Source organism: Halpernia frigidisoli, from assembly GCF_900113805.1.
In the GTDB taxonomy this organism is placed as follows: Bacteria; Bacteroidota; Bacteroidia; order Flavobacteriales; family Weeksellaceae; genus Halpernia; species Halpernia frigidisoli.
The window spans coordinates 224,246-238,097 of record NZ_FOQT01000002.1; the positions used below are offsets into that span (position 1 = coordinate 224,246).

The 13,852-nt window shown below is 34.7% G+C and carries 8 protein-coding genes; all 8 read right to left on the reverse strand.

The window, feature by feature from the left end:
* Positions 1-26: 26 nt before the first annotated feature.
* Positions 27-368 (reverse strand): phosphomannose isomerase type II C-terminal cupin domain, encoded by a 342-nt coding sequence (locus BM238_RS06170; protein WP_090079333.1) that lies wholly within the window; start codon positions 366-368, stop codon positions 27-29.
* 10 nt (positions 369-378) lie between these two features.
* Positions 379-2,742 (reverse strand): GumC family protein, encoded by a 2,364-nt coding sequence (locus BM238_RS06175; protein WP_090079334.1) that lies wholly within the window; start codon positions 2,740-2,742, stop codon positions 379-381.
* Positions 2,743-2,757: 15 nt separating this feature from the next.
* A complete protein-coding gene (locus tag BM238_RS06180) occupies positions 2,758-3,555 on the reverse strand; it encodes a polysaccharide biosynthesis/export family protein (protein ID WP_090079335.1) in 798 nt (265 codons plus the stop codon).
* A 127-nt stretch (positions 3,556-3,682) separates the two neighbouring features.
* Entirely contained in the window at positions 3,683-4,966 is a 1,284-nt protein-coding gene (locus BM238_RS06185) for a nucleotide sugar dehydrogenase (RefSeq protein ID WP_090079336.1), read from the reverse strand.
* Positions 4,967-4,969: 3 nt separating this feature from the next.
* The gene (locus BM238_RS06190) at positions 4,970-5,989 is read right to left on the reverse strand and encodes an SDR family oxidoreductase (RefSeq protein WP_090079337.1); all 1,020 of its coding nucleotides are present in this window, start codon (positions 5,987-5,989) and stop codon (positions 4,970-4,972) included.
* Positions 5,990-6,048: 59 nt separating this feature from the next.
* The gene (locus tag BM238_RS06195) at positions 6,049-7,977 is read right to left on the reverse strand and encodes a polysaccharide biosynthesis protein (RefSeq protein ID WP_090079338.1); all 1,929 of its coding nucleotides are present in this window, start codon (positions 7,975-7,977) and stop codon (positions 6,049-6,051) included.
* A gap of 147 nt (positions 7,978-8,124) precedes the next feature.
* Positions 8,125-8,463 carry a hypothetical protein gene (locus tag BM238_RS06200; protein WP_090079339.1) on the reverse strand — a complete coding sequence of 113 codons (339 nt, stop codon included), beginning with the start codon at positions 8,461-8,463 and terminating at the stop codon, positions 8,125-8,127.
* Positions 8,464-8,580: 117 nt separating this feature from the next.
* On the reverse strand, positions 8,581-13,773 hold the full coding sequence (locus BM238_RS06205) for a beta strand repeat-containing protein (protein WP_090079340.1): 5,193 nt from the start codon (positions 13,771-13,773) through the stop codon (positions 8,581-8,583).
* Positions 13,774-13,852: the final 79 nt, after the last annotated feature.

Genomic DNA, 13,852 nt, shown 5'->3' on the forward strand with positions numbered 1-13,852 from the left:
ATAACAACTTTTTAAAATAATCTTATTTAAATTCTATTATAATCATCTTCGACACGAACAATATCGTCTTCACCAAAGTACGTCCCGTATTGAACTTCAATAAAAACAACGGGCTCCGAAGTTTTATTTTCAATTCTGTGATGTGCACCAAGCTTTATTTGCGCAACATCACCTACATAATAATCCCTAATATCTTCATTAATAGTGATCGTGCCAAGTCCGGAAACTATAGTCCAAACTTCTGCTCGCTTGTGGTGGTATTGCAAAGATAGCCTTTGACCGGGGTTTACTAAAATTCGCTTTACTTTATAGGTTTCCCCATCTTCCAATACCCAATACTCTCCCCAAGGTCTAAAATCGTGTTCCATTAAATCTATTTTAAAACTTATCTTTTATTTTTTGCAGAAAGCTTTTATCCTGCGCTTTATATCCATAGCCGTATTTGTTACCGTAACTGAAATAGTCTTTACGAACATCATTTAACACAAAACCTGCATTTTTAATTTTACCTTCTGTTACGTTTTTATTGACAAATTCTATCAAAGCTTTTTCCGTGTAGCCTGATCTCGTTACATAAAGTGTGCAATCTGCAAGATCTGCTATTAAGAAAGTGTCTGTAACCAGCATCATAGGTGCTGTGTCAACAATAATATAGTCATATTCCAATTTTAATTCCTTAAGCAAAATTTCAAATCTACCATTAAGTAGCAATTCTGTAGGATTTGGTGGAATGCTTCCCGAATAAATTACATCACAGTTTTTATTAAATGAAGACTGGTGTATAATTCCGGAAAGTGCAACCTGATCATCGTAAAGATATTCGGTAAGACCGCTTAGTCCTTTTCTTTCCGTATTATAGCGCTGCAGTTGTGGATTCCTGATATCTGCACCGATAATAATTACTTTTTTACTTGGCGATGCCATTGTCAGTACTAGATTGACTGAAGTAAAAGTTTTTCCTTCACCTTTTGTCGTCGATGTAACAAAAACCACTTTACCTTCAGTTTTTTTCGGTAATATGAAATTAGCATTTGTGATCAGAATTCTAAACGATTCTGCTAAAGGCGACAGATCATTGATCTGAACAACATCTTCACCACTTTTCATTACATGGGGAATTTCCGCCAAAACAGGAATTCCAGAAATTTTTTCCAGATCATGTTTAGATTTGATCTTGTTATTCAATAATTCAAGTAAATAAATTAATAAAAAAGGTAAAAATAATCCAACCATTAACGCTCCCGCCAAAAACACCGTTTTCTTTGGTGCAACCGGGGAATCAGAACTGTATGCATAATCTACAACACGTGCTTTGTTTGCTGTCACTGCTAAAGATATAGCAGTTTCCTCCCTTTTTTGCAAAAGTAATAGATAAAGATTCTCTTTTATTTGCTGCTGTCTTTCAATGCTTCGGAACAGTTTTTCCTGTTGAGGGATCTGAGTAATTTTACCAGAAATTTTATTCTGTTCCATTACATACTGGTCTTTCGACAGCTGTAAACCAGATCTGTTTTTTTGAAGACTTTCTAAAACCGAAGATTTCAACGAAGAAATTTGCTTTGTAAGATCGACTACTAATGGATTTTTTGTGGTTGCATTTTCAAGTAAGCGGTTTCTTTCTAACACCAACTGGTTATATGCAGAAATACTGGCCGTAGCGTTTGGACTGATCAAACCAACATTGGATGGCATCACATCTGAAATATCCTGTCTTGCAACACTATTGATCAAATAGGTGTTTAATTCTAGCTGAGATTCGAGCTCAAGTTGTTTTTGTCTGGCATCTGCGGAAGTCTGCAAACTTATTTTAGCTTCTTCCTCCAGATCTGTAATTTTGTTTGCAGATTTAAAACGCTCTTTTTCATTTTCAACATTGCCTAATTCTTTTGAAATCAAGTCAATCCGACCATCAATAAAAGCTTTTGTCTTTTGAGATTCAGAGTTTTTATCTGATATCGCATCTTCATTGTAAACGACAGTTAAATTATTTAAAAGTGCTTTTGCCTTTTCAGTGTTAGGATAATCCATTGTCAAACCAATAACAGTCGCCTCTTTATTCACTAAAGAAACTTTCAATAAGCCCTGATAGCGGTCAACGGCATTTAAGGTTGGAATATATGTAAATGATAAATTCTTTATCTCACCTGCCTTTTTTTGATTAAATTTAGGATTACGCAAAATCATCACATTTGCATTCGGTAGACTTATGGTTTTATTAAATGTTGTGGTAATAGATTTTTTTAATTTCTCAGCGCTTATAACAATTTTATCACCTTTGATATCAAGCATAAAAGGCCCAGAAACAAGCTCTGTATCTGGCTTTTCATTAATGATTTGTATTTTTATAGGCGAAGTATCGTCGTAGAGTTCGCGGTCAATAAATTTCCCTTTGCTGAAAACAGAAGTCTGAAAATTCAAATTTTCGACCACCCCTTTCATTAATTTTTTAGATTTAAAAATTTCGATCTCGTTTTCAACACCGTTGGTATTGATGCCGCCAAGACCTGAAAGATCCGTCAGTCCAAAATCACCCACCGCGGAGGGTGTTTTTTTGGCATCTTTGATCAAAACTGAAGATTTTGTGCTGTAAACTGTAGGCTGAAATTTTAAATAAACGTAGCTGACCGCTAAAATTATAAATGCAGAAATTGCGAACCAATACCATCTTCTTATAAATGGTTTTATAATTTCCTGCAGGTTTAATTCAGCTTCCGGCTGTTCAATAAGGCTTTTTTGATTCATGTATGACAAACTTTATTATCTGAAGATCAGGGCAATTATTGTTACTAAAATACCGGCGACAGAAATGTAAATTGGAGTATTTGGATCCAGCTTTGCTGTTTTTTGCTTCGTTTTATTTGCAGAAACTAAAATAACGTCATTTTGTTTTAGTTCATAAAAATCAGAGTTGATAAAGTTTGCATCCTGAACGTCTATCCGTTTTTTTGTCACAACTCCATCTACTGTTCTAAGTATCAGAACATCATCCCTATTACCATATATAGTTAAATCTCCGGCTAAGCCCAATGCGTTCAAAACTGTAGCTTTCCCACTTGCAACAGTGTAATCACCCGGTCTGCTCACTTCACCCAAGACGGTGATCCTGAAATTGGTGATCCTGATATTGACTGTAGGGTTTTTCACATAAGTGCTTATTTTTTTTTCCAATTCATTTTTAAGGTCAAGAATAGTTTTGCCTTTTGTATCAACAGTCCCGATAAGCGGAAAATCTATCTGATTATTACTGTCCACCACATAAGTAGGACCTACGAAATTCTGTTGCGCACTCGGTATTGTGTTTTTACTCGCTCCCGATTCCTGAATTATAGCAGAAGAAGAGTAATTTTTATTAAAAGGTTTAACCACATCCTGATCGCGTGCGTTGACAATAATGATCAATTCATCCCCAATCTGAAGACTTGGATTTTTATTTTCCAGGGCTTTTTCTGTGGCTACAGATTCCAGATTATTAAGATAATTAAGGCTGTCAACCCTCGCTGTTGTGCAGGACACTAATAAAAAACTGAGAACAGCAACTAATATTATTTTATTCATACTTTTTTTGAGTTTGCAAATGTACACAATTTAAAAATTTATCATTCCCAACAAAATCTTAAAATGTAACTGGCTTTCCCTGATTTTAACGTATAAATATAGTTTTTCTTGTTCAAATGAAGAAAATTTATAACAGTAAAAACTCAGAAAATTCTTTTAGATTAAAAATTATGCCAGAATCTTTAAGGAAAGTTTTAAAATGAAAACCCTGAAATTTATTGTGATCGACCGCTTTTATAATTAAATCGAACTTTTTATTATCGAGGTCAGATTCACTAATAACTGATTTAAAGTTGGCATATCCTCCACATTGTATTTTCGAAAGATAAGGATCAAAAACAGTAATATCAATGTCATATTCCTGCAATGCAGCTATCAAATCCGCGATCTTAGTATTTCTGACATCGGGACAGTTTTCTTTAAAAGTAAAGCCAAGTATTAAAATTTCAGCATTTTTGACCGCTATATTTTTTTTGATCATTAATTTAATAATTTCACTAGCTGCATATTTTGCCATTGAATCATTAATTCTTCTTCCTGCTAAAATAATTTCCGGATTATAGCCAAATTCCTGTGCTTTTTGCGCCAGATAATAGGGATCGACTCCAATACAGTGGCCACCAACAAGTCCTGGTTTAAATGGTAAAAAGTTCCATTTCGTTCCTGCCGCGGCCAAAACATCAGAAGTATTAATTTCCATTAAATTAAAAATCTTAGCCAGCTCGTTGACAAAAGCGATATTGATATCTCGTTGAGAGTTTTCTATTACTTTGGCAGCTTCTGCCACTCTAATCGTTGGTGCTAAATGTGTGCCTGCAGTAATCACTGATTTATAAAGTTCATTTATAATATCAGCGCTTTCTGCCGTTGATCCACTTGTTACTTTTAAAATTTTATCTACGGTATGCTCCTTATCTCCGGGATTTATTCTTTCGGGTGAATAACCTGCAAAAAAATCGGTGTTAAATTTTAATCCGGAAATTTTTTCAATGATAGGAATACATTCTTCCTCTGTTGCTCCCGGATAAACTGTGGATTCATAAATAATAATATCTCCTTTTTTTATAATTTTTCCTACCGTTTCACTCGCGGTGAAAAGGGGTGAAAGATCCGGGTGATTATGTTTGTCAACGGGCGTTGGAACAGTTATAATATAAATATTCGAGTCATTTATTTGCGATAAATCTGAAGTACAAAACAGACCAACCTGCTCATCTGAATGTTTTTTTTCAAGCAAAACTGATTTCAGTAAATCCTCCGAAATCTCCAGAGTATCATCAATACCTTTTTGTAATTGATAAATACGGTCTTCATCAATATCAAATCCTACAACAGCATATTTTGTGGCAAAAAGCCTCGCAAGCGGTAAACCAACATATCCGAGGCCAACAATCGTAATTTTATGTTTCATCTTTTATTTTAAATTTTCCCAGTACCAATCAACTGCTTCTCTTAAGCCTTGTTTAATGGAAAATTTCGGATTGTAATTTAGTAATTTTTTTGCTTTTTCGATGCTTGCTAAAGAATGTGGAATATCGCCTTTTCTAATATCGCCATATTTTACTTCTATATTTAAAATTTCCGGATCAAAAACTGCCAGATATTCTTTAAGGTAAGAGATTAATTCATTTAATGTCGTGCTGTCGCCGTAAGCTGTATTGTATACATTATTTTGAGCATCTGCATTTTCTGTGGTTAGAGAAAGCAAGTTCATTAAAATAACATTATCTATATAAGTAAAATCACGTGAGAATTCTCCGTCACCATTAATAGTCGGCGATTCATGCGCCATAAGCTGCATCACAAATTTTGGAATTACTGCTGCGTAAGCACCTTTTGGATCCTGTCTTTTTCCGAAAACATTAAAATAACGCAATCCAATGGTATTGAAACCATAAGTTTTAAAGAAAATATCTGCGTATAATTCATTTACATATTTCGTAATAGCATACGGAGAAAGCGGTTTGCCAATTTTATCCTCTACCTTTGGTAAAGCTTCAGAATCACCATAAGTAGATGAACTTGCCGCGTAAACAAATCTTTTTACACCTGCATCTTTTGCCGCAACCAACATATTTAAAAAACCTGAAATGTTGACATCATTGGTGGTAACAGGATCATTAATAGATCGCGGCACAGAACCTAAAGCAGCCTCATGAAGAACAAAATCTATATTCAAACAGGCATTTTTGCAGGTTTCAAGATTGCGGATATCACCTTCTATTAAAGTGAATGCTGAATTTTCTAGAAATGTTGAAATATTTTTCTTTTTTCCAGTGGAAAAATTATCAAGACAAGTAACGATTGCACCAAAACCCAGAAGAGCTTCACACAGATTGGAACCAATAAAACCTGCGCCACCAGTTACTAAAATTCTTTTTTGGGAAAGTGAGTTAAATTTTGAGTCATCTTTCTCAGGTAAAAAGTAGCCCATAAATTTTAGATCAACTGGTTTATAAAAACTTTAGTTTTCGATAAAGATTTTACATCCGATTATATATCAAGCTTTTCAAAAACTGAATTTTGACTTTTAAATTCCGGAACAATTTTCTTTAATATAACTACGATGTCTGCATTATCACGTCGCAATGCAGCTTTTGTAATAAGATTTGTCAGCTTAGTAATTTCCTCAAAATTTGCTGATGGATCTTTTGAGATCATAATGCCACTGTGATGTGTAGGTTGTGTTTTGGAATCGTCGCTCAGTAACTCTTCATAAAGTTTTTCGCCAGGACGTAAACCTGTAAATACAATGTCAATATCTTCGTCCGGTTTTAGACCGGAAAGTCTGATCATACGTTTTGCCAGTTCTACAATTTTTACCGGCTGTCCCATATCAAAAACGAAGATCTCACCACCTTTTCCCATTGTTCCTGCCTGTAAAACGAGCTCACAAGCTTCCTGAATGGTCATAAAATAACGAACAATATCTTTATGGGTTACGGTAATTGGTCCACCAGCTTCAATCTGTCTCTTAAAATGAGGAATTACAGAGCCATTTGAGCCTAAAACATTACCAAAACGAGTGGTAATAAATTTTGTAACATTTCCCTCAATATTTTGCAAAGACTGCACATAAAGTTCTGCTGATCTCTTTGATGCACCCATGACATTTGTAGGATTAACAGCTTTATCTGTGGAAATCATGACAAAACGGTTGACTTTATATTTGCTGGATAAATTCGAAAGATTTTTAGTACCCAAAATATTAACTAAAATAGCTTCATGCGGATTTTTTTCCACTAAAGGAACATGTTTATATGCCGCAGCGTGATAAACCATTGAGAAATTATATTTCTGGAAAACCGGTTCTAACCGATGTCTGTTAGAAATATCTGCCAAAATAAATTCAAAGCGGATCTTTGGAAAACTTTCCAGCATTTCCAGTTCAATGTCATATAAAGGTGTTTCTGCCTGATCCAACACGACAATGCATGCCGGACTAAACTTGGCAACCTGACGAACGATTTCAGAACCAATTGATCCTGCTCCACCAGTTACAAGAATAGTTTTACCAAGATGTCTTGGCTGTATCGCTTCGTTGTCTATTTTTATCGCCTTTCTATTAAGTAAATCTTCAATCTGAAGCGATTTGATAGACTGTGCGAAATCATTGTCACGGAATTTTTGTACCGATGGTGATTTGAATATTTTTAGATCTTTTTCTAAAAAAAGAGAAACCCAACTTTCAAGATCTGCGGGCGAAATCAATTCTTTTATAATGATAACTCCATCTAAACCAAGTTCTTCTTTGGTGCTCTTCTCAATTAATCGTCTTGTGTAGATTTTTTTTCCTAATAATAATGCTCTTGTACTGTCTTTTCGTGATGTTACAAATCCTTTTAAACTGTATGGTACATTCGGATTTGCGATAATTGCACGGGCAATCGCAACAGAACTTTCACCAATTTCAAGAATAAGAATATTTGTACGTTGACGGTCATTTTTCATTTCACGAATGATCTGAAAAAATTCCTTTACTACAAGTCTAAAGACAAAAAGTGATGTAAATGAAAGCGCAAAGTAAATGAAAAGTATAGGTATAAAAAAAAGTTTATGTCCAAAAAACCAGAGAGAAATATAACTTATCACAGTTAAAGTTAAACCTGTAGAAAAACAGGTTAGAAAAATTTTCCACAAATCTACAAAAGTGGAGTGCCTGATAATACCGGAATAAGTGCGAAACCAAAACATAAAGCCAAGATTAACGCCGAGAATAATAAAAAATTTCTGATAAAATTTAAGAAAAGTTGCAGGACTAACATTGAGTTTTGCCACCACAAAATAAGAGATAAATAAAGAAATTGCTATAAGGATCACATCTATTAAGATAACGATCCAGCGTGGTAAATATCTGACGTCCGACAATTTTAAAAAATTATCGCCATCGTATATTTTGCCGCTAACAGTTTTAAAGTTCATATTCACTTACTATGTTCCCAGTCAAATACAAGACCAAAGTTTTGCAAAAATACTAAAATTATTCATAATTTATTTTTTGATATTATTTTTGATATTCAAATTTCTAAATATATACAGTTATTTTTATTTAAAAAATAACATATTATTTTATAAAATATGTTTTTTGCTGATCTTTATTTTAGTTATTAAAACTGTTAAACTGAGACCGGTAAGGAATAGGACAACAAAATGCTGATCAATAGGAACTGTTTCCCCAGGATTTCCAGGCTTTCCCGCAGGATCAGGTTTTGAATAAGAATTTCCACCCTGCTTATTTGCATCGGTAGACTGTTGTTGTGATTGATTTTCGCCTTGAGAAAAGCGGTTATCAGGATTAACCTGTCCAAAAGCCATAAAACTACAAAACAAAAATAAATACGCTGACTTATGCATCAAAATTTTTATCAAATATATAAAATTTTTGCCAAATTTTGTTAAATCGATCATTTTTTAACAGATATAAATATTATATTTTTTGATTAATCTATTAAAATAAACAAATGTTAATTTTAAAAATTTCTAAAAATATTTATCACGAAGTTTATTCGACATTATTTTAATTATTTACCTCATAATTTTTTTGATAATTTCATCTTTATCTCTAAAAATTTTCAGCAGGTAAACTCCTAAATTCAGCTCTTCAGCATTAATACTTTGTTGGGTTGAATTTACTTTTATGACATCGATTTTCTTCCTTGAAACATCATAGATCTCAATTTTATCTATTAAACTACCACCTGATTTTACAATAAAACTATTTTTATCCCTATAAACGATAATGTCATTTTTATTCAAAGCATCTGATAATCCAAGTGATTTATCAGTCTGGTAAATAATTTCAAAACGATTTTCATCTGAACCTCGCACAGCTGAAAAAGTATAATCACTTTCTGATAAATTCACTGTTTCACCAGATAAGTTGTCTTTTAAATAAACATTTTGAATACCATTAAAAATACCTTCTTTGTCACTCATACTAATTTTATGCAAACCCGTTTCATAGAAAACTGCTCCCAACTGAACCACGTCATCATCTAAAAAAGGAAACTGGCGTCCCTGAATTGCTAATTTTCCTGTACCTAATCTGGAATAAAAAGAATCTGATCCTTCAATGATAAGATCCGCATCAAAATCCTTGTCATAATCATTAGTTGCGCCTTCCACATAACCTACAAGCAAAGTGTTGGTAATATCGGAAGGTGTTGCTAAAGAAATATGAAAGCGGTCTTTTTCTACAAAATCTTTTTTATTATTAAAAAACGCTGAGCCTCCTGGATTGGTGGGGCGCATTGCATTGGTGAAATTTAATGATGCTGAACTTTTCATCTGTACAATAAATCCCTGGCCGGCTTTTATAAGTGAAGTGGGCGTCACAGTAATGAGTGAGCCTTGTGTAGCAGCGGGATTACCGCCAGTTGCGTTGTAAATTGCATAATTTGCACCGCTATAAGAAGAACCTTGTTGTGGAACGCCTGGAGTGTATGTATTATTGGTCCAAAAATAGGCTATCTTGTACATTGCTGTAAAATTTGCATTATAAAATGTATCAAAATCTAATATTGATGGATAAGGATTTCCAATTAGGTTGTATCCGTGCGAATCATCTGTGTAACTCAATACCGGTGTATTTTTAGAACCATTATTTGGATTTCCTGTAAATGTGAATGTGTGGGGATTAATGCCATCATCTGCCGACCCGCCACGAATTGCATAAGCTTTTCCGGTTTGAAAGCTGGTATCGCCTGTAGGATAAAATTTGTCATTGGGCTCATTGTAACGAAAAATATTTGCATCCGGCGTTCCGGGGGAAAAAGTATTTCCTGTAAGTGGTTGACTGCTGACAGGTGCGCTCCAATAATTATAGCCCAAGAGCGGTAATATTGCTTTTCTGTCCATTAAAATTTTACCGGTATTAACTGCAGCATCGTCCTGAAGTAAAATGGCATTATTCAACAAATGAAAAACTGCGCCTGTCGTCACATTTAATCCATTTTTAGCAAAAACCAGAGCTGGATTAGCACTGTCATTACTTTCGGGTATATTTAGAACTGCTGTAGAGTTTGTAAGATTTAAAAGATTATTTACTATAAGATTTTTTCCGCCTGAGGTCACATTGCTGCCCGTAACATCAATATTATAATACTGTTTTGGTGGCGTACTCGTTTTTATAATTGTTACAGAAGAAGATGCAAATTCGACAGTTCCGCCTGTTAAATTATAATTACCATTTAAAAGAGGCAAAGTTCCGCCAGTACTTAAAATTAACCGCCCGCTATCCATTGTTAAACCAGTATTATTTCCTGTAATTGATGTTATATTATTTAAAGCATTGACGGTGGTATTACCAGTAATTTTTACCAATCCATTTTTGTCCACATTGATTGGGCCTTGAGTTGTTTTCGTTCCACCGCCTGAAAAAGTGATATTAAAATAGTTTGGAGTGGAACTTATTATTTGAGCAATGGCAGCATTATATTCAATGGTACTGTTTGTATTTAATATAAAAGCACCACTTGGTATAGCCGAATTGTTGTTGTAAATTCCACCACTATTAGCAGTTTTTAAAGTTCCGTTCACGATAATACTTCCCGCAGCTGTATTTGTTACACGGATATTTGTAATATCTAAAACGCCATCGATCGTTATATTGCCACCAGTTCTGGTAATACTGTTATTTTCAGCACCGCTGGTTATAGTTGGCGATGATCCTAAAGGAATATTTAACCCGTTTGGGATTTGTAAACCTGCACTTAAAACATTAAGGATTGGTGATCCTATAAGCAAAGGAATACTATTCGCATCCCCTAAAATTATTGTTCCTGAACCTGAGTTTTGGGTAATTGTTCCATTTCCGCGAATTCCGTTTCTAAAAATTTTCGAGCCTGATGCAGAAAAACTTACACTTCCTGTAACCTCCATCAACCCATTAACCAAAAAATCAGAACTGCCCCCTACTCCATTTGGCGTGCTGGAAATTTTAAAAACAGGAATTGTGCTGATATTAACATTAGGAAAAAGATTCGAACTCACAGCAAAAGCATTACTTCCAAAATTATACTCCAATATTGATGCATCTTTATAAATATAATTTGGGGTCTGTATATTATTTATTACTCCACCTGCCGAAACTAAAATATTTCCACCGGTTTCATCTGAAATTGTGGCAGAACCGGAAAAGGTAGGTAGAGAATTTGTTGAATATCTTAAAATTCCACCATTCTGTATAATAATATCATCTCCAGCACCATCTGAAACAGTGAATGATGAACTCGGCGCCAAAATTCCTCCATTAGCAATTAAAACCTGATCAATCACGACTGGTGCGTTAATAGTGATTGTGTTTCCACTTCTTATGGTAATCGTATTCGCCGCAGAAGTAGGTGATAATGTTGCAGCCGACCATCCTGTATTTCCGTTTGCAGAAGTTTCCCAACTCGAGGTTGAAGACCAATTTCCTGTTGTCACATTACTTCTGAAATATGCGTTTGCAGGATTTAAGGAAATTGTAATAGTACCACTTGTGGCAGATGTTAAACTTCCCGAAGTTGCGGATAATGAATAAATATCTGCGAGATCAAACTGAATATCATTAAAAGTTGCAATGCCTTTTACGGCTGGTGCTGTTAATGTTCCTGATAAATTTCCATTTCCAGATGCTTTAGATAGAGTTATATTTCCCGTGTATTTAGGATCTACATAATTGGTGGAACCGCGCGCCTCCACAGTAAATGTCGATAAATTTGTACTGGAAATTCCGGTGGAAGGAACGCTGACAAATGATAGCTTTGTCGCAGGTGGCGCAAATAAACCATTATCTCTACCAATAGCAAAATATTGAGTTCCGGAAGTTAAATCTATAGGATTTAAATTAGAATTAGATGAAACTATAACTGGATTAGATCCCGCAGAAGTTGCGGCAACCTGTGTAAATGATAGACCATCATAAAACCCAATAAAATTGTTGGTTGATGCAGAATATCCCGAATTTTCTTCACCGGAATTGTATTGTGCAAAAACCGATAAATTACTCCCACCAGAAACTGTCTCTGTTGTAATCCAACTTCTGTTAATTGTTTTTGTGTTATCAACTCCCGTTGTAAGCGCACCATCTAAAACTTTAACGCCGTAAACATCCGTTGTACCGGAATTATTAAATGTAATTGGATTGTAAGAAGAATTACCAACTGGAAATAAAATATTGCTCGCTCCCACAATTCTTTTCAGTTGCCCTGTAGAATTAGTAACAATATATTTTGCAGATGTTGTATTTACGGTTGTTCCAGCACTTCCGATGGTTAAGTTATTTGCGCCAAGCGTTAATTTTCCGTTTATGAAATCTAAAGTTTTATTATTTATTATTGAATTTAGCAAAGTAACGCCTGCTAAATTATTTAGCGTTAAATAATCAAAAGTAGTGGCACCAGAAATAGTTTGATTAACTGATCCATTAAAGAAAACTGCTCTATTATTGGCATTAAAAGTTTTATTATTAGTCCAGTTTCCGGCAATGTAAAGATCTCCGGAAGTTCCATTTAAATTTAAAGTACTTCCAGAATCAATGATAAGATTACCCGCTAAACTTCTGTCTGAATTAGGTAAATTAACAATACTTGAAAAAAGAGAAACATTTTGCGGCGTACCTTTTCCTGCAGTTGATGCATTTGATGTCCACTCATTTCCCACATTATAACCCGGAGAATTATTATAAACTAAAGTAGAGGACGACCCATAAATTGGCGTTGAGCTAAAAAATCCATTTGGGTTAATTGTTACAACGCCATTAACAGTTAAATTTTCTCCCGCAGCAATAGTGATTCCAGCGGAGGTATCTAAATTTCCTGTGATTGTTCTTGTTGTGCCGGTATTTAACGTAAAACCACCTTGTAAAACTTTTACATTGACCGGACCATTAGTGAAAGGCCAATAAATATCCGTATTATTTACGCCGTAAGAACTCGAATTATTAAAAATTAAGGTGCCCGTCGTGCCGTAAGAAAAATTGGTGCCTGACGCGTATCCTCCTGTATTCAGCTGAAAACTGCCGTTAACATTTGTAGTCGCAGCTCTCAATAAGGTAGTGGAGGTGAAAACCACATCGCCAGAAGAAATCGTTACATTATCAGTTGACGATGGTATTACTCCGCCGATCCATGTTGACGGACTGTTCCAGTCTCCGCCACCGGTTCCATTAGAAGTTTTACCTGCTACATAATTAACATCTATTTGCTTAATATAAAGCGCTTTACTTGATGTCTGATTCCACGAAATATTAATCTGTCCCGATGACGATCCTATAAAAGTATATGCTGTGCTTGTTGCCGTTAATAAAGTATTTGCACATGTAAAACTATTCCCACCAACTGTCACATTACAGTTACCAGCTACAGCTGCCGCTCCTGAGGTATAAATAATAACAGATGTAATTGTACCAGCAATAGAAGAGGTTGTTAATGTTGCAGTGGTAGCAGGTGCAGCTGCGGAACCGAATTGCAATCCTTTAATTGAATCAAATGACCTAAATGTTGATCCGGCAGGTAATGTCGTGAGAGTCCAATTCGCGGAACCAAGGGATTTTGTTTCGCTGTTAACACCTGTAGAAAAAACAGATGTTGAAAATGAATATGAATATTGCCCAAAAATCCCTACCGAAAAAAAAGTAAAAATCAGAAAAAAAAAGTTTTTGAAGAATGGGGAGATGTCTTGTTTAGGCGCGCGTTCGCAGCAAAAACCCTCCTTAAAGTGTAGATTTTTTTTCATTTGAAGTCATTTGTGACTTCAAAAGTACAAAAAATCACATTCCACTTCTATTATTTTTTCAAGGATCACATAAAATTTT